At 72.7% G+C, this 26052-nt stretch carries 46 protein-coding genes; 45 read left to right on the plus strand and 1 reads right to left on the minus strand.

The genetic code is table 11. The features are described 5' to 3' along the window. Positions 1-20 precede the first annotated feature (20 nt). From ACFWEG_RS06435 to ACFWEG_RS06540, 22 genes are all read left to right on the plus strand, one after another. A complete protein-coding gene (locus ACFWEG_RS06435) occupies positions 21-551 on the plus strand; it encodes a hypothetical protein (RefSeq protein WP_387209838.1) in 531 nt (176 codons plus the stop codon). Beyond that, positions 548-1372 carry a phage antirepressor N-terminal domain-containing protein gene (locus ACFWEG_RS06440; RefSeq protein WP_387209840.1) on the plus strand — a complete coding sequence of 275 codons (825 nt, stop codon included), beginning with the start codon at positions 548-550 and terminating at the stop codon, positions 1370-1372. The genes ACFWEG_RS06435 and ACFWEG_RS06440 overlap by 4 nt, the downstream gene beginning before the upstream one ends. Continuing rightward, a complete protein-coding gene (locus ACFWEG_RS06445) occupies positions 1372-1809 on the plus strand; it encodes a hypothetical protein (RefSeq protein WP_387209842.1) in 438 nt (145 codons plus the stop codon). Before ACFWEG_RS06440 ends, ACFWEG_RS06445 begins: the two co-directional genes overlap by 1 nt. Beyond that, complete coding sequence (locus tag ACFWEG_RS06450) at positions 1806-2039, plus strand: hypothetical protein (RefSeq protein ID WP_387209844.1); 234 nt, start codon at positions 1806-1808, stop codon at positions 2037-2039. The genes ACFWEG_RS06445 and ACFWEG_RS06450 overlap by 4 nt, the downstream gene beginning before the upstream one ends. Next, positions 2036-2662: a hypothetical protein gene (locus tag ACFWEG_RS06455; RefSeq protein ID WP_387209845.1), complete on the plus strand. Its 627-nt coding sequence runs from the start codon at positions 2036-2038 to the stop codon at positions 2660-2662. The genes ACFWEG_RS06450 and ACFWEG_RS06455 overlap by 4 nt, the downstream gene beginning before the upstream one ends. After that, positions 2659-3939, plus strand: coding sequence for a DNA cytosine methyltransferase (locus ACFWEG_RS06460; protein ID WP_387209847.1), 1281 nt, complete (start codon positions 2659-2661; stop codon positions 3937-3939). The genes ACFWEG_RS06455 and ACFWEG_RS06460 overlap by 4 nt, the downstream gene beginning before the upstream one ends. After that, on the plus strand, positions 3936-4208 hold the full coding sequence (locus ACFWEG_RS06465; RefSeq protein ID WP_387209849.1) for a WhiB family transcriptional regulator: 273 nt from the start codon (positions 3936-3938) through the stop codon (positions 4206-4208). Before ACFWEG_RS06460 ends, ACFWEG_RS06465 begins: the two co-directional genes overlap by 4 nt. Beyond that, positions 4205-4402 carry a transcription factor WhiB gene (locus ACFWEG_RS06470; RefSeq protein WP_387209851.1) on the plus strand — a complete coding sequence of 66 codons (198 nt, stop codon included), beginning with the start codon at positions 4205-4207 and terminating at the stop codon, positions 4400-4402. The genes ACFWEG_RS06465 and ACFWEG_RS06470 overlap by 4 nt, the downstream gene beginning before the upstream one ends. Continuing rightward, entirely contained in the window at positions 4399-4755 is a 357-nt protein-coding gene (locus ACFWEG_RS06475) for a hypothetical protein (protein ID WP_387209853.1), read from the plus strand. Before ACFWEG_RS06470 ends, ACFWEG_RS06475 begins: the two co-directional genes overlap by 4 nt. After that, the gene (locus tag ACFWEG_RS06480; protein ID WP_387209855.1) at positions 4755-5057 is read left to right on the plus strand and encodes a hypothetical protein; all 303 of its coding nucleotides are present in this window, start codon (positions 4755-4757) and stop codon (positions 5055-5057) included. Before ACFWEG_RS06475 ends, ACFWEG_RS06480 begins: the two co-directional genes overlap by 1 nt. An 11-nt stretch (positions 5058-5068) precedes the next feature. Next, positions 5069-6844: an AAA family ATPase gene (locus ACFWEG_RS06485; RefSeq protein WP_387209857.1), complete on the plus strand. Its 1776-nt coding sequence runs from the start codon at positions 5069-5071 to the stop codon at positions 6842-6844. 68 nt (positions 6845-6912) lie between these two features. Continuing rightward, positions 6913-7395: a histone-like nucleoid-structuring protein Lsr2 gene (locus tag ACFWEG_RS06490; protein ID WP_387209859.1), complete on the plus strand. Its 483-nt coding sequence runs from the start codon at positions 6913-6915 to the stop codon at positions 7393-7395. Positions 7396-7436: 41 nt separating this feature from the next. Continuing rightward, a complete protein-coding gene (locus tag ACFWEG_RS06495) occupies positions 7437-7697 on the plus strand; it encodes a hypothetical protein (protein WP_387209861.1) in 261 nt (86 codons plus the stop codon). A gap of 45 nt (positions 7698-7742) precedes the next feature. Continuing rightward, positions 7743-8036 (plus strand): hypothetical protein, encoded by a 294-nt coding sequence (locus ACFWEG_RS06500; RefSeq protein ID WP_387209863.1) that lies wholly within the window; start codon positions 7743-7745, stop codon positions 8034-8036. A gap of 79 nt (positions 8037-8115) precedes the next feature. Continuing rightward, complete coding sequence (locus ACFWEG_RS06505) at positions 8116-8571, plus strand: hypothetical protein (RefSeq protein ID WP_387209865.1); 456 nt, start codon at positions 8116-8118, stop codon at positions 8569-8571. A 74-nt stretch (positions 8572-8645) separates the two neighbouring features. Next, positions 8646-8936, plus strand: coding sequence for a hypothetical protein (locus tag ACFWEG_RS06510; RefSeq protein WP_387209867.1), 291 nt, complete (start codon positions 8646-8648; stop codon positions 8934-8936). Then, a complete protein-coding gene (locus tag ACFWEG_RS06515) occupies positions 8933-9145 on the plus strand; it encodes a hypothetical protein (protein ID WP_387209869.1) in 213 nt (70 codons plus the stop codon). The genes ACFWEG_RS06510 and ACFWEG_RS06515 overlap by 4 nt, the downstream gene beginning before the upstream one ends. Further along, the gene (locus tag ACFWEG_RS06520) at positions 9142-9993 is read left to right on the plus strand and encodes a hypothetical protein (RefSeq protein ID WP_387209871.1); all 852 of its coding nucleotides are present in this window, start codon (positions 9142-9144) and stop codon (positions 9991-9993) included. The genes ACFWEG_RS06515 and ACFWEG_RS06520 overlap by 4 nt, the downstream gene beginning before the upstream one ends. Then, positions 9990-10142, plus strand: coding sequence for a hypothetical protein (locus ACFWEG_RS06525; protein WP_387209873.1), 153 nt, complete (start codon positions 9990-9992; stop codon positions 10140-10142). The genes ACFWEG_RS06520 and ACFWEG_RS06525 overlap by 4 nt, the downstream gene beginning before the upstream one ends. Beyond that, positions 10139-10615, plus strand: coding sequence for a hypothetical protein (locus ACFWEG_RS06530; RefSeq protein WP_387209875.1), 477 nt, complete (start codon positions 10139-10141; stop codon positions 10613-10615). The genes ACFWEG_RS06525 and ACFWEG_RS06530 overlap by 4 nt, the downstream gene beginning before the upstream one ends. Continuing rightward, complete coding sequence (locus tag ACFWEG_RS06535; protein ID WP_387209877.1) at positions 10612-10866, plus strand: response regulator transcription factor; 255 nt, start codon at positions 10612-10614, stop codon at positions 10864-10866. The genes ACFWEG_RS06530 and ACFWEG_RS06535 overlap by 4 nt, the downstream gene beginning before the upstream one ends. Before the next feature lie 97 nt (positions 10867-10963). Next, on the plus strand, positions 10964-11722 hold the full coding sequence (locus ACFWEG_RS06540) for a hypothetical protein (RefSeq protein WP_387209879.1): 759 nt from the start codon (positions 10964-10966) through the stop codon (positions 11720-11722). Positions 11723-11777: 55 nt separating this feature from the next. Here the strand turns inward: ACFWEG_RS06540 and ACFWEG_RS06545 are convergent, their stop codons facing one another. Next, complete coding sequence (locus ACFWEG_RS06545) at positions 11778-12047, minus strand: sigma factor-like helix-turn-helix DNA-binding protein (protein ID WP_387209881.1); 270 nt, start codon at positions 12045-12047, stop codon at positions 11778-11780. Between the two features lie 197 nt (positions 12048-12244). Here ACFWEG_RS06545 and ACFWEG_RS06550 point away from each other — a divergent pair, with 197 nt between their 5' ends. The 23 genes from ACFWEG_RS06550 (at position 12245) to ACFWEG_RS06660 (ending at position 25993) form a co-directional block, all read left to right on the plus strand. Next, positions 12245-12415, plus strand: a complete 171-nt coding sequence (locus tag ACFWEG_RS06550; RefSeq protein WP_387209883.1) for a hypothetical protein — start codon at positions 12245-12247, stop codon at positions 12413-12415. Then, positions 12412-12579, plus strand: a complete 168-nt coding sequence (locus ACFWEG_RS06555) for a hypothetical protein (protein WP_387209885.1) — start codon at positions 12412-12414, stop codon at positions 12577-12579. Before ACFWEG_RS06550 ends, ACFWEG_RS06555 begins: the two co-directional genes overlap by 4 nt. Further along, the gene (locus ACFWEG_RS06560; RefSeq protein WP_387209887.1) at positions 12576-12719 is read left to right on the plus strand and encodes a hypothetical protein; all 144 of its coding nucleotides are present in this window, start codon (positions 12576-12578) and stop codon (positions 12717-12719) included. The genes ACFWEG_RS06555 and ACFWEG_RS06560 overlap by 4 nt, the downstream gene beginning before the upstream one ends. Continuing rightward, complete coding sequence (locus ACFWEG_RS06565; protein ID WP_387209889.1) at positions 12719-12910, plus strand: hypothetical protein; 192 nt, start codon at positions 12719-12721, stop codon at positions 12908-12910. Before ACFWEG_RS06560 ends, ACFWEG_RS06565 begins: the two co-directional genes overlap by 1 nt. Before the next feature lie 59 nt (positions 12911-12969). Continuing rightward, positions 12970-13818 carry a protein transporter Sec31 gene (locus ACFWEG_RS06570; RefSeq protein WP_387209891.1) on the plus strand — a complete coding sequence of 283 codons (849 nt, stop codon included), beginning with the start codon at positions 12970-12972 and terminating at the stop codon, positions 13816-13818. Next, positions 13815-14429, plus strand: coding sequence for a hypothetical protein (locus tag ACFWEG_RS06575; RefSeq protein WP_387209893.1), 615 nt, complete (start codon positions 13815-13817; stop codon positions 14427-14429). Before ACFWEG_RS06570 ends, ACFWEG_RS06575 begins: the two co-directional genes overlap by 4 nt. A gap of 14 nt (positions 14430-14443) precedes the next feature. After that, complete coding sequence (locus ACFWEG_RS06580; protein WP_387209895.1) at positions 14444-14959, plus strand: hypothetical protein; 516 nt, start codon at positions 14444-14446, stop codon at positions 14957-14959. Then, positions 14959-15588: a hypothetical protein gene (locus ACFWEG_RS06585; protein ID WP_387209896.1), complete on the plus strand. Its 630-nt coding sequence runs from the start codon at positions 14959-14961 to the stop codon at positions 15586-15588. Before ACFWEG_RS06580 ends, ACFWEG_RS06585 begins: the two co-directional genes overlap by 1 nt. Before the next feature lie 48 nt (positions 15589-15636). Beyond that, positions 15637-15894, plus strand: coding sequence for a hypothetical protein (locus ACFWEG_RS06590; protein WP_387209898.1), 258 nt, complete (start codon positions 15637-15639; stop codon positions 15892-15894). Between the two features lie 13 nt (positions 15895-15907). Then, complete coding sequence (locus ACFWEG_RS06595; protein WP_387209900.1) at positions 15908-16102, plus strand: hypothetical protein; 195 nt, start codon at positions 15908-15910, stop codon at positions 16100-16102. Positions 16103-16287: 185 nt separating this feature from the next. After that, the gene (locus tag ACFWEG_RS06600; RefSeq protein ID WP_387209902.1) at positions 16288-16764 is read left to right on the plus strand and encodes a DUF4429 domain-containing protein; all 477 of its coding nucleotides are present in this window, start codon (positions 16288-16290) and stop codon (positions 16762-16764) included. Positions 16765-16825: 61 nt separating this feature from the next. Next, positions 16826-17365, plus strand: a complete 540-nt coding sequence (locus tag ACFWEG_RS06605; RefSeq protein ID WP_387209904.1) for a helix-turn-helix domain-containing protein — start codon at positions 16826-16828, stop codon at positions 17363-17365. Beyond that, positions 17365-18636, plus strand: coding sequence for a PBSX family phage terminase large subunit (locus ACFWEG_RS06610; RefSeq protein ID WP_387209906.1), 1272 nt, complete (start codon positions 17365-17367; stop codon positions 18634-18636). The genes ACFWEG_RS06605 and ACFWEG_RS06610 overlap by 1 nt, the downstream gene beginning before the upstream one ends. Continuing rightward, positions 18633-18863, plus strand: a complete 231-nt coding sequence (locus ACFWEG_RS06615) for a hypothetical protein (protein WP_387209908.1) — start codon at positions 18633-18635, stop codon at positions 18861-18863. Before ACFWEG_RS06610 ends, ACFWEG_RS06615 begins: the two co-directional genes overlap by 4 nt. Further along, positions 18863-20383 (plus strand): phage portal protein, encoded by a 1521-nt coding sequence (locus tag ACFWEG_RS06620; protein WP_387209910.1) that lies wholly within the window; start codon positions 18863-18865, stop codon positions 20381-20383. Before ACFWEG_RS06615 ends, ACFWEG_RS06620 begins: the two co-directional genes overlap by 1 nt. Positions 20384-20392: 9 nt before the next feature. Then, complete coding sequence (locus tag ACFWEG_RS06625) at positions 20393-21508, plus strand: phage minor capsid protein (protein WP_387209912.1); 1116 nt, start codon at positions 20393-20395, stop codon at positions 21506-21508. Positions 21509-21870: 362 nt separating this feature from the next. Beyond that, positions 21871-22659 carry a hypothetical protein gene (locus ACFWEG_RS06630; RefSeq protein WP_387209914.1) on the plus strand — a complete coding sequence of 263 codons (789 nt, stop codon included), beginning with the start codon at positions 21871-21873 and terminating at the stop codon, positions 22657-22659. A 13-nt stretch (positions 22660-22672) separates the two neighbouring features. Beyond that, complete coding sequence (locus tag ACFWEG_RS06635) at positions 22673-23623, plus strand: P22 phage major capsid protein family protein (protein WP_387209916.1); 951 nt, start codon at positions 22673-22675, stop codon at positions 23621-23623. Between the two features lie 62 nt (positions 23624-23685). Then, positions 23686-24069 carry a hypothetical protein gene (locus ACFWEG_RS06640; protein WP_387209918.1) on the plus strand — a complete coding sequence of 128 codons (384 nt, stop codon included), beginning with the start codon at positions 23686-23688 and terminating at the stop codon, positions 24067-24069. After that, the gene (locus tag ACFWEG_RS06645) at positions 24066-24494 is read left to right on the plus strand and encodes a hypothetical protein (protein WP_387209920.1); all 429 of its coding nucleotides are present in this window, start codon (positions 24066-24068) and stop codon (positions 24492-24494) included. Before ACFWEG_RS06640 ends, ACFWEG_RS06645 begins: the two co-directional genes overlap by 4 nt. Before the next feature lie 14 nt (positions 24495-24508). Continuing rightward, positions 24509-25003, plus strand: coding sequence for a hypothetical protein (locus ACFWEG_RS06650; protein WP_387209922.1), 495 nt, complete (start codon positions 24509-24511; stop codon positions 25001-25003). 65 nt (positions 25004-25068) lie between these two features. Further along, positions 25069-25515: a hypothetical protein gene (locus ACFWEG_RS06655; protein ID WP_387209924.1), complete on the plus strand. Its 447-nt coding sequence runs from the start codon at positions 25069-25071 to the stop codon at positions 25513-25515. Positions 25516-25534: 19 nt separating this feature from the next. Continuing rightward, a complete protein-coding gene (locus ACFWEG_RS06660; protein ID WP_387209926.1) occupies positions 25535-25993 on the plus strand; it encodes a hypothetical protein in 459 nt (152 codons plus the stop codon). The last annotated feature ends 59 nt before the right edge of the window (positions 25994-26052 follow it).

Below are 26052 nucleotides of genomic sequence, written 5' to 3' on the forward strand. Positions count from 1 at the left end.
ATCCAAGGAGACCACAGCACATGAGCCTGAAAGAGGCCGCGGCCCGCGAGGCCTACCTGAAGACCCTCCTCGACGTCGTCAACGACGCCTACAAGGCGGCGCGTACGGAGACGCAGGCGCTCCTCGACACGGCGGCGGAGGAGACCGGTGCCCGCCAGGTCGCCGCGAGCCTGCCCGACGGGGGCGACGTCGCGACGCTGAGCCTGTCGGCCGGCAGCGCGGAGGCCCGTGTCGTCGACGGCGAGGCGTTCACCGCGTGGGTGATCGAGCACTTCGGCACGGAGGTGGAGCGCCGGTTCGTCACCGAGGTGCGCGCGGCGTTCCGGGAGAAGGTCCTCGGCGCGCTGACGGCGTCCGGGGGGACGGACTGGCCGGACCCGGAGACGGGGGTCATCCACGAGGTGCCGGGGGTGCAGATTGCTCCGGCGCGGGCGCGGACGCACTCCCTGCGCTTCAAGAAGGACGGCCGGGACCAGGTGATGGCGGCCTGGCGCGAGGGGCGCCTCGCCGCGGTCGCCCTGCCGCAGCTCACCGCCGGAGGTGCGGCGTGAGCGCGGAGATCGCACGTGTCCCGTTCCTGGCTGGTCACATCGAGACGGTGCTCGTCGATGGGGAGCCGCGCGTCATCGTCCGGCCCACCCTCGCCTCGATGGGGCTCGACGCAGACAGCCAGATGAAGAAGCTACGTCGGAAGTCCTGGGCAACCACGGTCATGACGACCGTGGTTGCTGATGACGGCAAGGCGCGCGAGATGGCCACCGTCGACCTCGACACGTGGTCCATGCTGCTGGCGAACATCGACGAGCAGCGGGTGTCCGAGGCGGCGCGCCCCCTCGTCATCGAGTACCAGAAGAAGAGCGCCCGCGCGCTTCGCGAGTTCTGGACGCAGGGCGGCTCGGTGAACCCAGCCGCGACCCGCGAGCAGGTGGCCGACCTCCGTGAACGGCTCGACGGCGTCGACCGGGCCCGGCTCGCGCAGGAGCGGCTCTCCGCGATGGGCGTCGCGAAGCAGTTCGGCCTCGTCAACGACTCCTACGTGCAGGCCATGGCGCGCACCGAGCTGGCGCGGATGAACGGCGAGGAGCCGGACGTCGACCCCGCCGACATCACGATCACGTGCGACGAGTTCCTCACCGAGCGCGGCGTGACCGGGGCCGCCCTCCGCTCGGCGCGCACCCGCCTCGGGAAGACCGTCGCCACCCTCTACCGGGCGCGGTACGACCGGGCGCCGCAGTCCATCAAGCGGCCGATCGACGGCGTTCACCGCGACGTGAAGGTGTACACGCACCGGGACATCGACCTGTTCGAGAAGGCGTGGGCGGAGCTTGGCCGGCACTACGACGTGCAGACCGCGATCGGTGGTGCGGCGTGATGTTCGTATCCCGACGCAGGTACCGCGACCTGGCCGAGGCGTACCGGCAGATGATCCGCAAGCGCAACGCGGCGGCCGCCAGCGCGGCCGCGTACAAGGGGAACTGGCACCGCGTGCTCGGCCGCCTCGGGGAGGCCGCCGCGGCCGTCGACCGGGTCCGGGCCCGCAACGAGGAGTTGCAGCGCCGCCTCGACGGGCGGGAGGACGCCTCGGACGAGGTGCGCCGCCTCCGGGCCCGGGCCGTCGAGCTGGAGACGCAGCTCACGGCCGCGCTCAAGACGCCGCCGCTGGCGCCGGACGCTCGCGAGATCGCCCGCCGCCTGGCCCGGTCCGAGGACGCGCGCCGGCACCTGGACGAGCAGCTGCGTGCCCTCCAGCTCTGCAACGAGCACCAGGCCGCCGAGCTGCTGGACCGGGCGACGGGGGTGGCGTCGTGAAGCAGCTCCTCGCCCTCATCCGGCCGCGCGAACAGCGCCCGGCGACGCCCCCGGCCCACCCGACACCCCTCGACGAGGCCACCCTCCGCGCCGCGCTCGCCACCGGACAGGCCGAGGCGAACACCACCGCCCGCTGCAACACGTGCGAGCGGCGCTCCTACCAGGCCGTGCACGCCGACGGGTCCCGCACCTGCTGGACCTGCTACGAGACCACCGCAGGTGACCAGTGACCACACCGACCCTGTTCGAGCAGACCCCCGCCGCCCCGGCCCTCGCGCCGGCGGCGGGGGCCCGCCCCCTCGTCATCGGCCTTGACGTCGCGATGAGTCTCTCCGGAGTCGCCGGAGCCGGATGGACCGACCACGTCCGCTGCTCCGCGACCAACCAGCACGCCCGCTTCGCCGCCCAGCTCGACGGGCTCGCGTCGTTCTACCGCCACGCCGACTACGTCCTCATCGAGGGCGCCGCCTACTCGAAGAACAACCAGGGGGCCGACGCCCTCGCCGCGATGCGGTGGATGGTCCGCCACGACCTGTGGAAGCGGAGCATCCCCTACACGGTGATCACCCCGTCGAAGCGGATCACCTACGCGACCGGCAGCACCGTCCACTACGACGAGACCGGTGCCCGCCTCAAGGGCGACGCGCTCAAGGCCCTCGTCCGGGCAGCCGTCGCCGAACGGTACGGCGTCCTCACCGAGGGCCGGGCGAAGTACGACGAGGCGGACGCCTACGTCCTCCTCGCGATGGGCTACGACCACCTCGGCCACCCGCTCGCGGACGTGCCGCCCTCGCACTCCCGGGCCCTGGCCGGCTGCGACTGGACCGCGTTCGACAAGGCGGTGGCCCGGTGAGGATCTTCCGCCACGACCAGGCTCCCGACTTCACCGACCTCTTCTGCGGCCTCGGCGGCTCCACCCAGGGCCTCAGCGAAGCCGGGATGACCCCGCGCCTCGCCATGAACCACAACGGCATCCAGGTCGCCGCCCACGCCGCCAACCACCCCGACTGCGAGCACCTCGTCGAGGACATCAACGCCTTCGACAAGCGCAGCCTGCCCAGCACCCGCGTCCTGTGGGGATCCCCGATCTGCACCGAGATCAGCCCGGCCGGCGGCCGCAAGCGCACCCGCGGGCAGATCGCGCTCCTCGACGAGGACGGCAACCTCAGCGACGGGCAGCCGGAGTTCACCCGCACCCGGGCCACCGCGCTCGACATCATCGCGGCGACCGAGGTCCACCGCTACGACGTCATCATCTGCGAGAACGTCCCGGAGTTCTTCCTCGACTGGGAGCTCTTCGACTGGTGGGTCAACGGTTTCAAGATCCTCCGCTACAACCACCAGATCGTCTGTGCCAGCAGCGCCCACCTCGGTGACGAGGACAACAAGAAGGCCCCGCAGAACCGCCCCCGCGGGTACGTGGTCTTCACCCGGGAGGGCATCCCCCTGCCCGACCTGGAGGTCCGCCCCGCCGCGCTCTGCCCCGGCTGCGGGCCGGTCCAGGCGCGGCAGGTGTGGCGCAACCCGCGCCGTCGGAAGATGGGCAGCTGGGGCGTCCAGTACGACTACCGCTGCCCCGACACCCGGTGCGGGTTCATCCTCGACCCCACCGTCCGGCCCATCGGTGACGTCATCGACTGGTCGGCCCCCGGCACCCGCATCGGCGACGGCCGCCCGGACCGCAAGCGGTTCACCCCCTACGCCGCGTCGACCCGTGAGCGCGTCGCGGCAGGGCTGGCGAAGTTCGGGCACGACCCGCACGTCACGATGCTCCGCAAGAACACCGCGTCGGTCGGCGTCGACAGCCCGGTCCCGACCGTGTCCGCGCAGGGCAAGCACCACGCGCTGATCGTCCCGAACGGCCGCAAGGGCGCCGTGCGCACCACGGCCGAGCCGCTCACCACGGTGGCGTGCAAGCCGCATCACAGCCTGGTGCGGCCGGCTCCGGACGTCGACGACTGCACGCTGCGGATGCTCAGCCCGCGCGAGCTGGCCTCGGCGCAGCGGTTCCCCGAGACGTACATCCTCCCGGCGGCCAGCCAGGAGGCGCAGATCCTCGGCATCGGCAACGCCGTCTCGGTGAACGCCGCCCGCTGGATCGCCGAGCGCGTGATGGCGGTGCTGACGTGACCGCCTCCGCGCGCACCGGGTGGCAGCTGCGCGCCGCCTGCGCCCAACTCGACAACCCCGACGCCATGTTCCCCGGCAGCAACACCGACCTCATCCGCGAGGCCCGCCGCGTCTGCCAGGACTGCCCGGTGCTCCTCGCCTGCCTCCGCACCGTCCTCCGTGACGAGCGCGGGAAGTCGGCGCAGGACCGGTGGGGCATCTACGCCGGCCTCACCCCCTCCCAGCGCGCCCGGACTGCCACCCGGCTCCGCGCGGAGGGACGGCTGTGATCCGGCGCGGCGGCCTCCAGGTCCGCGGGCTCGAGCGCGACCAGACCCCCGTCGCCGACCTCTACTGCCACCGCTGCCACACCCACCAGCGGGTCACCGGCCGCACGCGAGTCCAGGACTTCATGCGCGCGAACCCGCTCCTCGAACACCGAGCGCGCTGCTCGGCCCTCCAGAAGAAAGGCACCACCCCGTGACCGACATCAAGTTCGACAGCAAGGTCATCGAGGACGTCAAGGACTCCCTCGCCAAGCACACCGCCGACATGTTCCGCCAGCGCAAGGGCCGGTGGATGGCCGTCGTCGAGCTCGCCCACGTCGAGCGGAACGAGCCCGGCCCCGACGAGGACAAGGACCCCTCCGTCAAGGTCCGCATCGTCGCCATCGAGGTCGCCGGAGACGAGTTCACCGACGAGCGGCTCCGCGAACTCCAGCGGCAGCTGTACGTCACCCGGACGAAGGCTGGAACGCTCGACGAGGCCGCCGACGGGGTCCGCGCCGGGGACATCCTCCGCAACGGCTCGGGCCTGCTGGTCGGGTCGGACGCCTGATGGCCGCGCGCAGGTCGGGCAGCGCCGACTCCCGCTGCCCGACCTGCCGCGCACCCGTCATCCGCCAGTGGACCACCGGCGTCGCCGCCCTCCAGGTCACCGTCGACGCCACCCCGCAGCCGCTCACCCGCGAGCAGCAGGCCACCGCTCGCGGCCCGAACTCCCTCATCTGGTGCCTCCACCAGCCCCAGATCGGACCGCCCCGCATCCGCTGGACCGGCCGCTGGCACCCACCCGACTGCCCCCACCCCCACGTCGCCCAACACCGCTGCAAGCCCGCCGAGCCCACCACCCTCTTCTAGGAGCCCCGCACGTGGAGAACGTCCGCCCCTTCCCGCACGACCCGGCGGACCACGACGGCCTCAACTCCCGCGTCCCACACGACGCCGACGCCGAGACCCTCGTGGGCGGCGTCATCATGCACGACGCCGACGCCTACACCGAGTGCGCAAAGATCATCAAGCGGGACGACCTCTACCTCCACCCCGTCCGCCTCATCTGGGACGTCGTCGGCGGCATGGTCGCCGAGGGCAAGCAGCTCCACCCCGTCCTCGTCCGCGCCGAGATCGACCGCCTCGGCCGGCTCCGCGAAGTCGAGCACGGCCGGTTCATCGACCGCATCGGCATCGACGTCATCCCCGGCCTCATGGCCCCCTCCTTCGCCGAACGCATCCGCGAAGAAGCCCGCCTCCGCCGCCACCTCGAGCACGCCCGCACCGTCCAGGCCACCATCCTCGGCGGCACGGCCGACCCCGACGCACTCGACACCCTCACCACCAAGCACGCCGACTACGAAGCCGGCCGGAACCGTGCCGACGGCGGGCCCGCCCACCTCACCGGCGCCCTCCTCGACTGGAACCCGTTCTTCAACACGGACTTCGGGTCCGTGCAGCTCCTCCCCGGCAAGCTCATGGCGCCCGGCCAGCAGATCACCGTCGTCGGCGAGGGCAAGGCCGGCAAGAGCCTGCTCGTCCAGGAGTGGCTATGGCGCATGGCGACCGGGCAGTCCTTCCTGGGCGACCGCCCGCAGGCGCCGGTGCCCGTGCTGTACATCGACGCGGAGAACGGTCACCAGGACATCCAGGAGCGCTTCCTGTCCTACGGCGGCGGCCCGGGCCGCATGGGCCTGCTCTCCTACGCCAGCTTCCCGCCGATCCGCCCCCTCGACACCGCCGGCGGCGGCCAGGACCTCATGGCCATGGTCACCGAGTGCGAGGCCCAACTCGTCTGCCTCGACACCGTCTCCCGGTTCATCAGCGGCCCGGAGAACGACGCCGACACCTGGCTCGCCCTCTACCGCCACACCCTCCTGCCGCTCAAGCGCGCCGGCATCGCGTCCGTGCGCCTGGACCACATGGGCAAGGACGGCGAACGCGGCGCCCGCGGCTCCTCCGCGAAGACCCAGGACGTCGACCACGTCTGGGAGTTGCGCGCCCAGGGCGGCGGATCCCTCACCCTGCGCCGCACCCACACCCGCACCGGCATCGGCCCCGAGCAGTTCGCGATCGTCCGCCAGGCGCAGAAGGACGGCGACCGCTACCGGCCGGGCGGGACCCGCCACATCCTCATGGCCTACGAGCACCTGGAGCAGAACATCGTCGGCTCCGTCGAGTGGCTCATCACGAAGATCGACGGGCTCGGCCTGCCGAACGACGCCGGCAACCCGAGGACGATCACAGCGCTCGCCGGAGCCGGAATCAAGATCGGCAAGGACAAGATCGCCGCCGCCGTCCGGGAACGGAAAAACCGGGACAACTTGGGTTCCCCGAATGGGTTCCCCCAGACCTTCCCCGACGAGGTTCCCCGGGAAGGTTCCCCGGGAACCCCCGCGGAAAGCGAAAAACCCCAGGTCAACCATTACCCGGGAACCCCGCGGGAACCCCAGGGAACCCCCCCTTCCCCCCCTTCCCCCCCTCTAAGAGAGGGGAAGGGGGAGGGAAGCCCCGACCCGGCAGACACAGACACCCCCCTCTGCACCGTCTGCACCAAGCCCCTCCAGCCCTACCGGCACGAGCGCGGCTACGACACCCACCTCGGCTGCGACCCCACCACCGGCGGCAGCTACCCACCCGGAGACGACGCCGCCTGAGCGCCCATCCGGTTCCAGACGGCCCGCGCACAACACCTGTGCACATGTGCGAGAGGAGACGACCCACCGTGACGATCGCCGCGCTCCACCGGCTCCTCGACGAGATCGACCACCAAGGCGGCCCCGACGCCGCCCGCCACAACCGCCTCCACCTGGAAGGACCCGACCCCATGACCGAGACCCCCGCCCCGCCGGCCACCCAGGCCGTCCCCGTCGGCCAGCTCCTGAAGTGGGGCGACGACCACCCCGAGCAGGACGTCCGCGACCAGGCCGCCCGCGCCCGCGCCACCCTCCAGGGGCTGCGGCGCCGGTACGACGTCGACCAGGAGCTCACCGCGATGGCCGCCGAGCGAGCCGAGCTGGAGGAGCGCCTCGCCGCGATCCAGGCCCGCGAGAACGAGCTGGCCCCGCCGAAGCCGAAGCGGCGCGTAGCGGCCCACCTGGCGCGCGAGGTCCGGGAGTGGGCGCGCCAGCACGACGTCGACTGCCCGCCGACCGGCCGTGTCCCGCGGGCCGTCGTCGACGCCTGGCGGCAGGCCACCGCCGCCTGACCCCGCTGCGCCCCCACCTCCACCCCGAAAGGACCCAGATCATGATCCTCACCGCCTTCGATATCGCCCTCACCGCCCTCGGATTCACCCTCACCGTCTTCGGCCTCGCCGCCCTGTGGATCCGCCGCATCCCCGACCACCACAGCGACGCGCTCCTCGCCGCCGCGTGCCTGGCCTTCACCGCCCACGGCGTGCTCGACGACGAGGCGCTCCTCGCCGCCGTCAACGCGGCCTGCGCCGTCGCGTTCGCCTCCGCGTGGAACCGCGGACGCCACGCGCGCACCGAGCCGGCCGCCGCCTGACCCCGCCCCAACCACACCCCAAGCCCACGAAGGAGCCCCACCGCCATGACCGACCGCCTGACCGACAAGCAGCTCACCGCAATCGAAGCGCGCCCTTCTGTGGCCGACGTGCCCGACCTGGTCGCCGAGATCCGCGCCCTGCACGCCGACCGCAAGGCCCTGGAGCGGCTGCGTGCCGAGCTGGCCGCCCGCCCCGCCGAGGCGCACGTCCTTCGTCAGGCCGCCTTCGCCCTGGGCGATGACGTCCCTGCCGACGTCGAGGAGCAGCTGCTCGTCATGGCCAACCGGGCCGAGGCGAAGGCAGATGCCCGACCGTGGATCACCCGTCAGACCTCCTGACCGCCGCGCGCCCGCCCTGGCAGTCGACGTGCCGGGGCGGGCGCACCACCCAGCACACCACACACCCCCAGGAGGGGACATGCCCGACCGCCCGTACACCGACGACGACCTGATCGCCGAAGCCGCCCGGCAGCACGCCGGCCTGACCGAGGACCCGGACTTCATGGGCGTCGGCGAGCGGATGCAGAACTCGGAGATCGAGAGCCTCCTGCCGCCCGAGGAGGCCGACGGTGCGGAAGGCCCGCACTGGGACGACCTGCTCGACGAGGACGAGTTCGACGAGGCGCAGCGGAAGATCCACGACTTGGTCCTCGACGCCGCCGACACCTCCTTGTGGGCGGTCCAGCTCGGCGCGGACGGGCTGGAGCCGGACGAGGAGTACGCGCTCACCGTGAACCTCGGCGAGAAGGCCGGCGCGCGGATCCTCTTCGCGTTCGACCCCGACATGCCCGAGGACATGCGCACGGCGCTGGTGCAGGGCATCGGCGAGACCGTCCAGGCCGCCCTCGCCGCCGAACAGGCCGCCACCGCCTGACCCGCCCCTCGGGGGCCGCCGCCCGCGTCACCCCCGGGTGGCGGCCCCCACCACCCGAACCCCGAAGGAACACCATGACCGAGTCGACTGACCTGCGGACCGAGTGGAACGGCGAGCCCTGCCGCGCCCTCCGCGGCACCATCACCATCGCCGACGCACCCGAGTTCCCCGCCTACTGGGCCCGCCACCTCCTCGGCCTGCTCCGCCAGGTCGTCCAGGTCGAGTACGCCGGCCGCGTCTTCTACCTCGACGACGCCGACGGCCAGGGCTGGCACAAGGTCACCCACGGCGGCGGCCCCTACCTCCAGCACCGCAACGTCACCGCCGAACCGAACAGCTTCACCGCCTACCAGGAGCAGCCGTGAGCGCAGGCAAGGGGGCGTTCCGGCGGCTCGCCGCCGAACTCGCCGCCGCGACAACGCCGGCCCGCAGGGACGAACTCCTCGACGAGTGGGTCGACTACCGCGACCGCGCTACCGAGTACGACGCAGACCAGTGGGGCTTCAACACCGACCTGTGGTGCGCGAAGGAGCGCGCCGAGATGGACCGCCGAGCCGCCAAGGAGCAGGCATGAACGACCAGCCCATCCCGCCCGCGCCGGTCGTGCAGGCCGCCACCGGGCAGACGATCGACACCACCCCTGAGGACGACCGGAAGCGGCGGGACCAGTGGGGCGACCTCGTCCGCGCCTCGTGGCACGACCCGTTCGCGCTGACCACCGCAGTCATCGAGCGCGCGGACGCCGAGCAGGCCGAACTCCGCGCCCGCGCCGTCTTCTACGAGGACGCCCTCGCCCGGATGCGAGACCGTGCCGAAGTCGCGAAGGTTCGTGCCGATCGTGAGGCCGAAGCGCTCCGCACCCGCGTCGCCCGCGTCCAGGCCCTCGCCGCGGACATGGAGCAGCGCGGGCACTACGGCGACGCCAGCCTCCTCGAAGGGGCTCGGGCCATCCGCGCCGCCCTGGACGACACCGGGCAGGCCGCCGCCCGGGAGGGCACCCCGCCCACCGACCCGACCGGCCTCCGCGACAGCATCGCCGACGCGCTCATGGCCTGGGCCGAGGGCAACAACCGCCCGGAGTACGCGCGGGTGCGACGACCCGGCACGGTGGTGAAGAACGCGTACAGCCGCGCCGCCGCCGTGCTGGCCGTCCTCCCCGCCACCACCGACCGGGCCACGGTCCTCGCCGACGTCGAGCACGCGGTCCGGCAGGCCGGGGCCAACTGCACCTACAGCGCCGACTCCGGCTGCGACTTCTGCGGCGGGATCAACGCCGCGCTGGAGCAGATCCGCCGCTTGGCCGACGAGGCGCAGCTGGGTGCGGCGTGTACGGGCGAGTGCGACCCGATCACCGGCGCGTTCACACACCGTGCCGGATGCCCCGCCGACGTGCAGCGCCCGGACGGCGGGACCCCGCGGTGATCCTCCACGACGCCATCACCACCGCCGAGCAGGTGCTCCTCGCCGCGCTCGCCTGGGCGGCCGCCGCCGGGGTCGCCGCGACCACGGTCCTCGGCGCGCTCGCGGCCGGCGGCGTCCACCTCTACCGCACCCGGAAGTCGCGACCGTGACCGACCCGGCGCGCGTCCTCGGCGCCCTCACCGCAGGCGGGGCGGTGCTCCTCGGAGCGCTCCTCGCCTGCGCGGAGGGCCTCATCCACCGCTACCGCAACAGGAAGAGCAGGATGACCAACCACCAGCGCTGGCAGGCGTTCTTCTTCACCCTCGCCGCCGGCCAAGCCTTCGCCACCGTCTACCTCCTCGACAACGGGGCCTGGACCGCCGCCGCGATCACCGCCCTCCTCGGCCTGTGGACCGTGCAGCTCGCGTTCATGGAACAGGCCCGCCACCGGAAAGCAGTCGGGTACTGCTGCGGCACCTACGCCCACTCCGGGCACCTCGTCCACGCAGCACGCTGCCCCCGCGAACTCCAACTCGACGACCTCGTCCTCACGGCCGGCCCCTGCTGCCCCCTCCAAGCCGCCGCACCCGACCAGCCCCGACACTCCACCAACTGCCGGAACCGGAAGGACACCGCCGCATGAGCCCGGACCTGCGCGAGCCCAACTCGCACGAACTCGCCACCCTCACCCTCGTCGCCGCTGGCACCTCGAACCGAGACATCGCCGCCACCACCGGCCAATCCGGCGCCGCGGTCAAAGCCCAGCTCGCCCTCGTCCGCCGCAAGCTCGGCGCCCGGAACCGTGCGCACGCGGTCGCGATCGCGCTCCGGTCCGGGCTCATCGAACCCCCGGAGCCAGCAGTCGAGCGCCAGAGCAAGGCCGCCACGGCCTGAGCATGACGAAGGGGCACGCCCTCACGACCTCCCCAGGCCAGGCGCACCCCATCCGGTGCTCATCACGATACGCCCCACCCGGACCACGGAGCGCACGATGACCACCACCCGCACCACCACCGCCGACCACCTCGCCACCATCGCCCGCACCTGGCCCGACCTCCGCGAACACCTCGCCACCCCCACCCTCGTCGGCGGGTTCGGCAGGGGCATCCGCGCCTTCCTCGCCACGGTCGTCGACGACGAGCGCGCCGAGTACGACGCCCACCAACGCGCCCACCTCCGCAGCCTCGAACGCTCCACCGCCCAGCTCGGCGAGCGGCCGGTCCCGCTGAACCTGAGGGTCTTCCAGGCGATGCACGACATCGAGACCGCGCTCCTCGACACCGCCGACCAGATCGCCGCGGCGAACCAGCGCGCCGCCGTCGCCCCGGCCGGCCCGAACTGGCGCACCCTTACCGACGCCCCCGGCCGCCGCGAGTGGACGCCGGCCGACCGCGCCCGCCGCGACACCCTCGCCGCCCAGGACGCCACCGACCCCCAGCGCTGGCAGCTCCTCGGCCACCGCACCGCACCCCAGGCCGCGCTGTGGCTGTGCGCCCGCGTCCACGGGATCCGCTGGCCGGGCTCCGCGCTGTCCGACGAGCAGCACACCGCCGTCGCCCGGGTCGCGGCGAGCGCGGTGCACCGGATCGAGACCGTCCTCGACACCGACGACGAGCAGCACAAGGTCATCGAGCAGCCGTGCGCCTGTGGAGGACGCATCGAGATCACCGGCGGGGCCGGCACCCGGCCCGTCGCCCGTTGCCAGGCATGCCGGGCCATCTGGTCGGAGGCCGGGATCATCGCGTCCTGAGCAGCAGGAAGCCCCCGCCCGGGTGTCCGGTGCGGGGGCTCCGTCCTGCACGGGCTCAGGCTTCGGCCGGCCCGCCCTCCACGTCCTCGGCGAGGATCTGCCGCACCCGGCCGAAGCTGATGCCCATCTCCTTGGCGATCTCTCGGTACGTCATCCCGGTGTCGCTCATCGCCTGGACGACCTCTTTCCGCCGCAGCTTCCACTCCAGCAGAGCCGCGTCCTTCGCTGCGTCCAGCCGACGGGCCCGCTCCGCTAGCGGTGCATCGACCGCTACGGCAGCCATCGCTTCCCGCACGCGCCGCACCTCCTCCGACTGATCGCTCATGTCCGTACCTCTCCGAGCTGGGGAGGCGGGATCCTTCCGTGCCGCTTGTGCAGTCAGCCTACACGCGTGTAGCGTGACTACACAACGGCCCGGAGAACGCCTCCGACCGTGATGCAGAACGGCCCCGGCCGGCGCTCGCAACGCCACATGGCCGGGGCCAGACCCACCCGCAACCACTACGAAGAGGCAGGTCTTCGGTGAACCCTACCGATCAGCCCACCCCGCAGCCCACCCTCTCCCAGCCCGACGAGGCCCTCCGCCAGGCCCGCATCCGCTCCTTCTCGGCGCGCATGGACGCCGCCGGCCCCGACGAGTACCCGGCGTTCCTGGCCGAGTTCGTCGAGCTCACCACCGGTGGCGCCCAGTGAACGAGCAGCCCACCGACGCCGAGCAGGCCGCCACCCACCCCCACCAGGACGCGGCCGGCCTCCGGGCCTGCCGCGCCTGCGCCCCGCTCCGCCACCCCTCCCAGGCCACCACCCGCCGGGCCCTGGCCGCGCACCCCATCCCCCGCCAGGCAGGTGCCCGATGACCGAGCCCCAGCTCACCGAGGCCGAGCGGGTCGCCGCGCTCCAGCAGGAGGCCGCCGCCGAGTACGCGAGCGCGCAGGCCGCCCGCACCGCGCAGGACCACCGCGACGACGTCCACCTCCACGGCCCGGACGGCCACTGATGGGCCTCTTCTCGAAGCGCCGCGTCCCCGCCGACGAGCAGCGCTACCCCGGCTACCAGGTCTCCGAGCAGGAGTCCGCCCGCCGCCGCGCCGCCCACCGCCGCAGCATCACCCGCACCGCCCGGAAGGGCGACGACTGGCAGTACGGGCCCCGCGAGGGCGGCCCGCCCGGCTGGGTCCGCCGCCGCTGACCACCCACCGGCCGGGCCCATCACCAGGGCCCGGCCCCGTTCGTCCCCGAGAGGGCACCGTGAAGACCCGCACCGTCCGCCGTTCCCGGCTCGTCCCGCACACCGTCGACGGCCGCACCGAGATGGTCCTCGACCACTACGACGTCGAAGCCCCCACCCCGCCCCGCGACTGGGACCGCATCGTCCTCACCGCCGTCACCACCATCGCCGGACTCATCGGCGCCGCGTGCATCGTCTGGTCCACCGCATCCATCGGCGACCTCCTCGCCCGCGTCGTCACCCCGCCCGCCGCCTACGCCGCCGCGGTCGTCTTCGACCTGGCGTGGATCTCCTGCATGGCCCTGGAGTGGCTCGCCCGCTACGACCAGGCCCGCGCCCGCCTCCCGCGACGCGCCGGGTTCGCCGCGCTCGCCGTCGCCATGGGCGCCGTCGGCGTGCACGGCTGGCTGTCCGGATGGCTCGTCATCGGGGTCGTCGGCGCGCTCGTCTCCGGCCTCGCCAAGGGCCTGTGGACGGTCGTCCTCGCCCACCACGCCAAGCCCCTCGACGACCTGACGCAGCAGTGGGTCGACGCGCAGCGCGCCCGCGCCGGCGGCGAGCTCGCCATGGTGTCCGTCCGCCGCGAACTCGCCCGCGCCCGGGCCGCAGTCGACGCCGAGGAGGAGACCCTCCGGAGGACTCCGGACCCGACTCCGGACACTCCGGAGGACGAGGCGGACGCTCCGGAGACTCCGGAACTTCCCACCGTGTCCGGGCCGATGACCATTGCGGATGCCGTCCGGACGGCCTTGTCCTCCGGCATCAGCAACCCGGACGCGGTCCTCCGCTACGTCCGGAAGGTCGCCGACGCCAACGCCAAGGAGGAAAGCGTCCGCCGCACCCTCCGGGGTGCCCGGAGCGCGTCATGATCGAGCAGGGCGCCGACGAGCGCCGCGTGCAGCACCTCCTCCGCGCCCGCGGGGTCGGCCCGGACGCCCCGGACGACTGGTGGGACCGCCTGTACGACGAGGAGCCGGACCGCCGGTCGTCGCCCCGGATGCCGGACTGGTGGTCCACGAAGCGGCCCGCGCTCGGCGAGACGCCCGCGCCCGCGCCCGCGCCGACCGTCACCGTCGTCGAGCTCGACGAGGACGAGGAGCCCCCCGCGCCGTCCGTGTGGCAGGCGCAGCCCGACTACTACCCCCGCCCGCACGCGCCCGCCGTGATCGGCCGGGTGCAGGCCCGCGTCCACGCCGCGCCCGCCGCGATCAGCCCCCGCACCCGCGCCGGCCTCTACAACGCCAGCGCGGCCGGGGCCGGGTGGGCGCTCGGGCTCTACGACCAGTTCGCCTACGCGCTCGCCGACCTCGGCTCCGAGAGCATCAGCGGCGCCATCCTCCTCGGGGCCGTCGGCTCCCTCGCCATCGCCCACTTCTGGGACCGCCGCACCCGCCACTGGTGGCCCCCGCTCGCCTGGGCCTGCCGCATCCCCCTCGCCACCGCCCTCACCGCGCTCGCCCTCTGGGCACCCGCCGCCTGACCCAGGAGACACCCATGAGCACCATGACCCTGCTCGCCGCGGAGGCGATCTCCGTCGACGGCGGCCGGATCCTCGGCAGCGTCGGCGCCGGCGGCATCGCCACCGCCATCACGGTCGGCCTGATCGCGGGCATCCGCGAGCCCAAAGGTGCCGCCGCTGGGCCCGCCGGCGGGGCCCCGGGCGGAGGCGGGAAGAAGGGCCGCATCCGCCGGAAACTGACCAGCGATCAAGCCCAGTGGACGGGCGTCATCGCGGGCACCCTGTACATGGTCGCGGGGTCGCTCTGGACTGTCGGCGGCCAGGTGTCCGACGCCTTCGCGTCCGTCTTCACCGGCGGCGGGTTCGGCACAGCGGGCATGGGCGCCGTCGCCCTCCTCCTCGCCCTGATCATGTACTTCCGGGAGCTGACCCCCGGCAAGGCTGCAATCACCGGGATCGTCGCCGCCGGAGTCTGGGCGCAGGCGGGCGGCATCTGGGGGCTACCGGAGGCGCTGATCATCACCGGGGCCAACGCGATCGGATTCATCTGATGAAGATCACCAAGCGCCTGGGGGAGTCGCCCCCCATACGCGCGATCCGGCCGGTCCTCGCCACCCGCGGGGCCGGCCGCGCCCTCACCACCGGGAGCAGCATCCTCGCCCGCCGCGGTTGGGCCCGGCTCGGCGAGCACCTCAGCCCCCTGGAGCGCATCGGCGCCGTCGCGGGCGGCGGGTACGTCCTCGGGCACGTCGCGCTCAACGCCCCGGAGGTGACGCAGTTCGCCGCCCCCGGCGCCGCGCTCGCCTGGTGCGCGGCCGCGCTCGCCGTCGCCCCACCCGCCGAGCAGCCGGAGCAGCCCGACGAGCACCCCACCGCCACCCCCGCGCCGGCCGCCGAGGATGTCTTCGCCGCCACTCTCGACTGGGTCCGCGACCAGATCGGCGACCGCACCGGCGTCCACCTCGCCGACCTCCTCGCCCACGCCCACGCGCACGGCCTCCACACCGACCTCGACGTCCCCGCCCTCCGCGCCGCCCTCGGACGGTGGGGCATCCCCGTCCGCCAGCAACTCAAGGTAGGCGGGCGGAACCGGCCCGGCATCCACCGCGACGACCTCCCCTCGCCCCCGTCCCCCGACCCGGCCCCGGAGGCAGCTACCTCCGCCGCCTACCCGCCCTGACCTGCGCAACTACCCGCCTGCTACCTGCCATCTACCGGACGGACTACCGTGCACGCCTACGTCTACCGCTGCCCGCAGTGCCACGCTTCCAGCACGCCGGGCACCCGTGCCGAGGCCGCCGAGGCGCAGCGCGTGCACCGCGACAGCGTCCACGGCGGGCTCATCCCGCACGGCGACTTCCTCCAGCCCGTCGCCGGCCGCGCCGCCCGCGACCCGGAGACCCGCTACGTCAGCTCGTGCGCGGTCGGTGTCGGCCTGGTGCTCCTCGCCGTCGCGGAAGGCTGCGCCCGGGTGCTCGGCGGCTGAGACGATGACCGGCATGAGCGAGCGCCTCGTCACCCTGCACGGCGGCCCCCTCGACGGGATGACCACCCCCGTCGACCCGGACGACCCCGACCCGTGGGTGGCGATCATTGCGGACGGGTGCGCCCACCCCGGCGGCCGCAGCGTCTACGCCCCGGACCAGCACGGGGTGTGGCGGTGGCGGGAGGACATCCCGTGGGAGGCGATGTGAACCTCAACCACGCTTGACGTACCGGGTGATCGTCCCGCACCATGAGGCCAGTCCCGGCGTGCCCGGAAACAGAAGCCCCGCCACCGCGCGGGGCTCACGTGTGTCACAGCCCAGCAACACCCCCACGAGCGCACGCCCGCACGCAGGACGATGCTCCCCTCGTCCAACACGTCCCCGGGGGGACCATGCTTACCGTCAAGGGCCACAACGGCACCGTCCACTTCGACGGCCAGACCGTCCACATCGAACGCAGCGGCTTCTTCGCCCGAGCCACCGTAGGCGTCGGCGAGAAACGCATCCCCATCCACTCGATCAACGCCGTCCAGTGGAAGAACGCCGGCTTCTCCTACGGCTTCATCCAGTTCACCGTCAGCGGCGGCACCGAACGGCGCAGCAAGTTCGGCAGCCAGTCCAAGGACGCCATGGGCGACGAGAACAGCGTCACCTTCCACACCAATCAGCAGCCCGCCTTCGAGCAGCTCCGCGCGGCGATCGACGCAGCGATCACGCAGCGGCACGCCCCTCAGGCAGCGGCGCCCGCGCCCTCGCACCCGCCGGCCCTGATCGCCGACGAGCTGGCGAAGCTCGGGCAGCTGGTCCAGCAGGGCATCCTCACGCAGGCAGAGTTCGCCCAGCAGAAGGCCCGCCTCCTCGGCGGCTGACCCCCGACCGCCCGGCCGCTGCCCCGAGCACGGCCGGGCCCCCTGCACCTGGAGGTGACGCGTGGGAGCCAACCGCTACACCAACCCCGTCACCGACCACGACCGCGACGAGATCCGCCGCCTCCACGCCGAAGGGCACGGACGCAACGAGATCGCCCGCCGGCTCAAGCGCAGCCCCCGCACCATCAGCGAGATCGCCGCCGCCGAAAACCCCCCGCTGGAGTTCGACCGCACCGCCACCGCCGTCGCCACCGCGGCCCGCGTCGTCGACGCGAAGGCCCGACGGACCGCGATCATGCACCGCACCTACGCCCGCGTCGAGAAGCTCCTCGACCGACTCGAAGCCGACGAGGACGCGGGCTACAAGTTCACCGCGACCACCGTCAACGGCATCGAGACCAAGAACCTCGACCACGTCCCCGGCCAGGAAGAGAAGGCGCTCGCCGCCTCCATCAGCAGCTACCTCACCCAGGCCACCCGCCTCGAAGCCCTCGACGGCGACCCCGCAGTCGACAACGCCCGGTCCGTCCTCGGAACGCTCGCGGAGGGGCTGGCCCGCCTCGCCGGACAGCCCGGGAAGGACACCACCGGGGAGGGCTGATGCTCGACTCCCTCCCCCTGTCCCAGAAACAGATCGACAGCGTCGCCGGCGCCACCGCCCGCATCAACGTGTGGCACGGCGCGATCCGGTCGGGGAAGACGTTCGCCTCGCTGATCGCCTTCCTCATCGCCGTCGCCGCAGCCCCACAGTCAGGGCTCATCATCATCGTGGGCCGGTCGCTCCAGACGATCGAGCGGAACGTCCTCGACGTCCTCCAGGATGAGGCGCTGTTCGGGCCGATTGCAAAGCTCGTCGTCCACACCCGCGGCTCGAACACCGTGAGCATCCTCGGCCGCACCGTCCACCTCATCGGCGCCGCGGACTCCCGCGCGGAAGGCCGGCTGCGCGGCATGACCGCCTGCCTCGCCTACGTCGACGAGGCAACCCTGATCCCGCGCGGCTTCTGGAACCAGCTCCTCGGCCGCCTCTCCATCCCCGGGGCGAAGCTCCTCGCAACGACCAACCCGGACAACCCCGGGCACTGGCTGAAGAAGGAGTTCCTCGACAGGGCCGACGACCTCGACCTGCGGGACTGGCACTTCACCCTCGACGACAACCCCGCCCTCGACGCGGCGTTCGTCGCCTCGCTGAAGGCCGAGTACGTGGGCCTCTGGTACCGGCGGTTCATCTCCGGCCACTGGGTGCAGTCCGAGGGCGCGATCTACGAGATGTTCGACGCGGCCAAGCACGTCGTCCGCACCCTGCCGAGGATCGACCGGTGGCTGTGCGACGCCGTCGACTACGGGACGGTCAATCCGTACGCGGACGTGCTGCTCGGGATCGGCTCCGACCGCCGCCTCTACGTGGTGTCCGAGTTCCGGCACGACTCGAAGCTCGCGCGCCGGATGATGACGGACTCCGAATACTCGCGGGCCCGCCGCGGCTGGCTGGCGAGGGTGCCGCAGCCGCAAACGAACGCGGTCGGAGTGCACCCGGAGTGGACGGTCGTCGACCCGTCGGCCTCGTCGTACATCGAGCAGCTGCACCGCGACGGCGTGACCGGGGTGACGCAGGCGGACAACGCGGTCCTCGACGGAATCCGGACGGTGTCATCGCTGTTCTCGACCGGCGACCTCCTCGTCCATGACTCCGCGGCCGGCCTCATCGACGAGCTGCCGGGCTACTCCTGGGATGACACGGCTGCCGAGCGCGGCGACGACAAGCCGATCAAGCTCAACGACCACAGCTGTGACGCGCTGCGCTACGGCGTCCGGACCACCGAGGCGCTGTGGCGCCCGTACCTGCCGACCCGACTGGAGGTGGCCGCGTGAACGGCCGCCAAGACACCGGGGACGCTCGCCTGTCCGACATCCTCCCGGAGGGCTGCGTCCTCGTCGACTACGCCGTCTCCATCAAGGCACTCGACGAGGACGGCGACGTGGCGATCTACAACTACCGCACGCCAGGCCTCAACGCCTGGGAGGCACTGGGCATGCTGACATGCGCCGCCGACGACATCCGCGCGCGGATGCAACAGCGGGAAGGGGACGACACCTGATGCCCCTGCCCACGAGCAACGTCCCCTGGCCACCACCGCACCTCGCACCCGCGCTCAAGGCGATGACCGGGTGGGACGCCTGGTGGTCCGGCGACCCCGACCGCCTCGAAGCGCTCTACGGCGGCGGGATGCTCGGCGGCCCGGACGCGAAGGCACACCCCGCGCAGTACGCCGGCGGGGTGTCCGGGCGACTCGCCCGCTGGTGGTGGGGCACCCCCACCGGCACCAACGAGCGCCGCACCAAGGTCCACGTCCCGCTCGCCGGAGACCTCTGCGCGGGCAGCGCGGACCTCCTGTTCTCCGAGCCGCCGAAGCTGACGGTGGACGACGAGGCGACGCAGAAGCGCTTGGACGACCTCGTCGACGACGGGATGCTCGCCACCCTCCAGACCGCCGCCGAGGTCGGCGCCGCACTCGGCGGGGTCTACCTCCGCCCGGTGTACGACAAGGACCTCGCCGACCGTCCGTGGCTCGACGCCGTCCACGCCGACCGTGCCGTACCGGAGTTCACCTGGGGCAGGCTCTCCGCGGTCACGTTCTGGCGGAACGTGGCCGAGCAGGACGGGCAGGTCTGGCGGCACCTGGAGCGGCACGAGCCCGGCACTATCCAGCACGGCCTGTTCCAGGGCACCGCGGACAAGCTCGGCCGGCCGGTGCCGCTGGAGGACAGCCCCGCCACCGCCGGGCTCGCCGCGTCGGTCAACGCCGACGGGGCGATCGAGACCGGGTTCGCCGGGATCGGCGTCGCCTACATCCCGAACCAGACCAGTCGCCGGTGGCGCGCGCAGCGGGCGCTCGCTGACCTCGGCCGCTCCGACCTTGACGGCGTCGAGACGCTCATGGACCAGCTCGACGAGACGTACTCCTCGTGGATGCGGGACATCCGCCTCGGCAAGGGCCGCATCCTCGTCCCGAACGCGTACCTCCAGACCCACGGACCAGGCCGCGGCGCCAGCTGGAACCCCGACCAGGAAGCGTTCGCCGGGGTGGACATGCTCCCGCGCGCCGGTGAGAGCGTCGCCCTCACGGTGGCCCAGTTCGCGATCCGCGTGCAGGAGCACCGGGACACCGCGGAGGATCTCGTCAACCAGATCCTCCGCTCGGCCGGCTACTCGGGGCAGACGTTCGGGCTCGGCGGGGACATCGCGATCACCGCGACCGAGACCGTCGCGAAGGAGCGCCGGAGCATGACGACCCGCGGGCGGAAGATCCTGCGCTGGCGGCCGGCCCTCGCGCACGCAGTCGAGGCGCTCCTCACTGTCGACCGCGAGGTGTTCGGCACGGCGATCCAACCGCAGCGCCCGACGGTGGAGTTCGAGGATTCCGTCCAGGAGGACCCCCTCTCACTGGCCAACACGGTCGACGTCCTGCGCCGGGCCAACGCGGCGAGCACGGACACGCTCGTCCGCATGGCCCACCCCGAGTGGGATGACGACCTGGTGCGCGACGAGGTGGCCCGGATCCAGGCCGAGTCGGGGATGGCTGTCGAGGACCCGATGCAGGCTGGAGCGCTCCCGTAGGAGGATCCGATGCCGGTGTCCCCGTCGACGGCCGAGGACCTCGCCGCTGCGGTGGCGGACCTATACGAGGCCGCGGAGGGGACCCTCCTCGCCCGGATCCAGCAGGCGCTCGCCGCCGACATCGACTCCCCGATGTGGGTGGCGCAGAAGCTCGCCGCGGTCGGCAACCTCCAGGCGGCCATCCAGGAGGTCATCGACGCACTCCAGCTCGACGCGTCCGGGGCGATCCACCAGGCCGTCGCGGAGGCGTACGAGCGGGGGCAGCAGGCCGCGGTCGCGGAGCTCGGCGCGCTCGCCGTCGGGCAGGCGGCCGCAGCAGCGTCTGCTCTGCCCGCGGCGCCGGCCGTGGACCGGCTGGCGCAGGCACTCATCGCGGACACGGGACCGGTGCACCTGCGGATCCTGCGGGTCACCATGGACGCCTACCGGGACGTCGTCGCCCGCGCGGCAGCGGCTCCGCTGCTCGGGGCGCAGACCCGCAGGCAGGCCGCACAGACCGCGCTCGACAGGTTCGCCGCTCGGGGGATCACCGGGTTCGTGGACCAGCGGGGCCGGTCGTGGGACATGCGGTCGTACGTGGAGATGGCGACCCGCTCAGTGGTGGGCCGGGCCGCGGTCGACGCGCACACCGACCGCCTGGGCGCGGCCGGTGTCGAGCTAGTGATGGTGTCGGAGGCGCCGGAGGAGTGCCCGCTGTGCCGGAAGTGGGAGGGCAAGATCCTGACTCGCGCGGGCGCGCCCGGGGAGCGGACGCTCCGGCTGGAGCACGCGGTCCGGGACGGCGAGACGGTCACCGTGGAGGTGGCCGGGTCGCTTACGGAGGCGCGTGGCGGGGGCCTGTTCCATCCGAACTGCCGCCACGATGTGCTCGCGTACCTGCCCGGGGTGACCCGGCGGCCGCCGGCGACGCCCGCGCGCGGGACGTACGAGCAGTCGCAGAAGCAGCGGTATTTAGAGCGGCAGATCCGGGCGTGGAAGCGGCGCGAGGCCGCGGGCTTGGACGAGCAGGCGGTACGGGCCGCGCGGACGCGGGTGCGCGAGTACCAGGCGCGCGTGCGCGAGCTGGTCGCGGAGACCGCGATGCCCCGCAAATCGCACCGCGAGCAGCTCGCTGGGGCTCGCTAGATGTTGTGTGCCATCTCGTACTCGGCGGATCCCGGTACGCACACGGGCCGCCGAGGTGGCGCTTCCGTGCTGCTCGTGCACCTGACGTGCTCCGGCCCTGGCGGGGTGGACGGGTAAAAGGAATCCGCTCCGTGCTCCGCCTGGTAAGCATCGAACCACGGTTTCAGAGCTTCTTCGTAGCAGCCGTTGTGCCGACTGCATTGACGGCCGGTCCTTACGAAGTCCTCATCTGCGTCCATACATCAACCGTAGGCCGCGCCCCGCCGCGGCGCTCGCTCAGACTTCCGCCCGCCTGGTGCGGGCTGGACAGCACAACGCCCCGCCAGGCGCGGGGCTCCACCTACGCGCACCAGGAGTGCACGATGCAGAAGCGAACCCTCCCCGGCCGCAGCATGCCCGGCTGGTCCCACCCCTACCGCACGGGCCCTTTCGACCCGTACCTGTACGCCGACGGCGGGGACGGAGACGACTCCGCCACAACCGACGACGCAGGCAGTGACGGCGACGGGACCGACAGCACCGAGGACGACGACGCCGGCGGGACTGGCGACGACACCGAGGGCACCAGCGGCAAGGATGACAAGCCCAAGCCGAAGGCGCCCGCCCGCAAGCAGGCGGACGAGGACCCGGCCGCGACGATCGCCCGGCTCCAGAAGGAGCTGCGGGCGGCGAACGGCGAGTCCGCGAAGGCCCGTACGACGGCGAAGAAGGCGGCCGCCGACGAGGCCCGGGCCGAGATCGTCCAGGAGCTGGGCAAGGCGCTCGGGCTGGTCCAGGACGACAAGGACACCCCGCCGGACCCGGCGGAGCTCACCCGGCAGATCACGGCGGCCCAGGCGGCGCACCGTGAGACCGCTGTGGAGCTCGCGGTGTACCGGGGTGCGGCGCGGCACGGGGCCGACCCGGACGCGCTCACCGACAGCAGGGCGTTCCTCGCCTCGATCAAGGGGCTGGACCCGGCCGACGAGGGGTTCGCGAAGGCCGTGCAGGCCGCCATCAAGAAGGCGGTCGACGACAACCCCAAGCTCAAGACCGCACCTGCCGCCCCGGCGCGCGCGAGCGGCGACTTCAACGGTGGGGCCGGGGGCTCCTCCGAACCGCAGTCCATCGACGAAATCCGCGCCGCGCGCCGTAAGCGCCGGACCGGATAGGAGGTAACACCCCATGGCCAACACGTTCCTGACCGCCCAGGTCATCGCGCAGCAGGCGCTGGCGAACCTCTACGAGACCACCGTCGCGGCATCGCTCGTGCACCGCGACTACGAGGCGGAGTTCAACCGCCGGCAGGGCGACGCGATCACCATCCGCCGGCCCGCCACGTTCACAGCGACGGAGTACAACCGGGCGTCCGGCATCACCGTGCAGGAGGCGCAGGAGACCAGCGTCAACATGACGCTGAACCACTTCGCCGATGTCAGCTTCGCGGTCACGTCCGAGGACATGACCCTGAAGATCCAGGACTTCGACGAGCAGCTCCTCACCCCGGCCATGGAGGCCATCGCCCAGAAGATCGACCGGGACGTGCTCGCGCTCCGCGACGACATCGTCCAGGAGGTCGGCAACACCGCGCCGAATGCGGCGGGTGAGGACTACAACGGCTACAACGGGTCCTACCCCTGGTCGGACTCCCGCGTCCTGATCCAGGCGGGGAACGTCCTCGACCTGAAGAACGTGCCGGCCACGCAGCGCGCGGTCATCGCCGGGCCGTCCACGAAGGCCCGCTGGGTCGCGGAGAAGACCTGGCGGCAGGCCGACCACCGTGGCTCCACCGAGGGCCTGCTGGAGGCGTCGATGGGCGCCCGGGTCGCCGGGTTCGCCCCGTACTGGACGCAGAACATCGGCCAGCCCGCGGGCTCGCCCGCGTCCGGCCAGCCGACGACCGAGGTCAACGTCGCCTTCCACAAGACCGCGTTCGCGCTCGCGTTCCGCCCGCTGGAGCTGCCGCAGGGCGCTCTCGACGCGGCGATCGTCCCCTACAAGGGCTTCGCCCTGCGGGTGATCCGGGACTACGACATCGACAAGAAGCAGATGGTCGTGTCGATCGACTGCCTCTACGGCACGAAGACCATCGACGCGAACCGCGCCGTCCTCATCAAGGGCCCCGACGCCCCGTAACCCCCTCGCGCGCCCGCGCGCCAGCGGGTGCCCACCCCCCCCTCTCGTGAAGGGAGCCCGGCATGGGCTACAAGGTCCACACCGTGGACGGCAAGGGCGGCGAGGTCGACCTCTCCGCCGCCCGCACCTACAGCAAGACCCTCCGCGTCGCCTCCGGCGCGGCCGGCACCTACCAGCTGTGCCGCGTCCCGGTCGGCGCCGCGGTCCTCGCCGTGCGCGCCTACCGCACCGGCGGGACGTCCGGCACCGTCCAGGTCAAGAAGGGCGCGTCCGACGTCCTCGCCTCCCCGATGGCCACCACCACCGACGCCTGGGCGGGCACCACCACCGTCCAGAACGCCACCTGCGCGGCCGGCGACGCGATCAGCGTGGTCCTCGGCGCCCCCGGTGGGACGCCCACCGAGACCCTCGTCCAGGTCGACTTCCGAACGGCGGTTCCGGCATGACCAGGTACTTCAACACCCGCACCGGCGACACCGTGGAGATCGACGGCCGGTCGGCCCGGCTCGACGCCCTCGACGTGTGGAAGGTCGTCAACGACGGCGACGAGACCCCGCAGGTCGTGTCCGACGGTGTCCTGTCCCGGCCGACGCTCACCGCTACCGGCGTGCACGACCCGTCCGCGGACGTCCCGCAGACCAACGAGGAGCTCCGCAAGCAGGAGCCCGAGTCGGCGGGTGACGGGCCGGGGCAGGAGCTGACGAGCACCGAGGACGGGCAGACGTCCCAGCTCAAGGTGCCCTCCCGGAAGGCCGGCCTCGCGGCGTGGCAGGAGTACGCGCGCCTGGTGGAGGACGACCCGGAGCGGCAATCCGACATCGAGGGCCTGTCCAAGGACGAGCTGGTCGCACGGTACGGGGGCGGTAGCTGATGCCTCTCACCTCCATGATTGCCGTGGCCGCGTTCGCCGAGCAGACCTCGGCGATCGACCTCGGCGTCAGCCGCTCCCCGCAGTCCCTGAACCGGCAGATGCAGCTGCTCAACGGCACCGGAGCCGGCCGGGCGGACCGGGTGTTCTCCGACCGGCGAACGCTCGCGGCGTCGGCGACCGAGGACCTGGACCTCGCGGGCACGCTGGTCGATGCCTTCGGCGCCGCGGTCACGTTCGCGCGGATCAAGGGCCTCGTCATCGCCGCGGCGGCCGGGAACACGAACAACGTCGTCATCGGGGCGGCGGCCACGAACCCGTGGGCGACGCTGCTCGGCGCGACGCACACGGCGACGATCCGGCCCGGTGGGTTCCTCGCCATCGGTACGGGCGTGGCGGACGCGACCGGGTACGCGGTGACCGCGTCCACGGGTGACCTGCTGAAGGTGGCCAACAGCGCGGGCGGCACCGGCGTCACGTACGACATTCACATCATCGGCTGCTCGGCGTAGCAGCGACCATCTGCGGGTGAGGGGGCTCCTCGGGGCCCCCTTCCGCATGCCTGGAGGGAGTGACGGTGGCCAACATCGTCTTCAACGTTGCCCTGGGCAGGCTCGCGCAGTACGCCAGCCTGCCCCTCACGAACGACGGGCTCGTCTTGGTCCCGATCGAGACGGCGGGGATCGTCACCGACGCCGTCATGCGGGACTACGACGACCTCAACGCCCTGCTGGCCGGGGCGTCCAACGAGCAGACGACCATGGGCCGCAAGCCCCTGACCGGCGTCACGGTCACGGTCGACGACACCAACGACCGGGTCAACCTCGACGCCGCCGACGTGACGTGGACGGCCGCCACCGGCAACCCCATCAGCGCGGTGGTCATCTGCTACGACCCGGACACCACCGGCGGCACCGACGCGGACCTGATCCCGCTGACCAAGCACGACGTCACGATGACGCCGGACGGGTCGGACTTCACGCTGACGATCACGGACTGGGCCCGGTCGTCCTCCGCCGCCTGACCCTGGAAGGAGGCCGACTATGGCTCGCTACAGCGTGGCCACCGCAGCCACCAAGCCGACGGTCGTGGCCACCGACAAGGCCATGTGGAATCTCAAGGCGCCCGCGACCAAGTCGCTCACCGTCTACGAGGTCGGCGTGTTCCTGGAGAGCGGCACGGCGGCCGCGATCGGGTTCGCCCTGTTCCGCATGAACGCGGTCGGCACCGGGGCGATCACCTCCGACACCCCGGTCGCCGAGGACCCCATGCTCGGAGCCACCGGCGCCGCGCTGGAGAAGAGCTGGGCCACCACGGACCCGACCACGGTCGGGCTCGCGCTCCGCCGCGGCACCACCCCGGCCACCCTGGGCACGGGCTACATCTGGACGTTCCCGGACCAGGGCCTCATCATCCCGGCTACCAGCGGTCTCGTGATCACCCAGACCGCCGCGGCGACCACGGCGAACCTGCGCTGCTACCTCGCCTACGACGAGCGCTGACCATGGCGGGCGGCCGGCCGCGCACGAGCGGTCCTCTCTCCGTGGCGGGTGCGTCGCGG

The sequence above is a fragment of the Streptomyces sp. NPDC060194 genome (assembly GCF_042728285.1).
Taxonomy (GTDB): domain Bacteria; phylum Actinomycetota; class Actinomycetes; order Streptomycetales; family Streptomycetaceae; genus Streptomyces.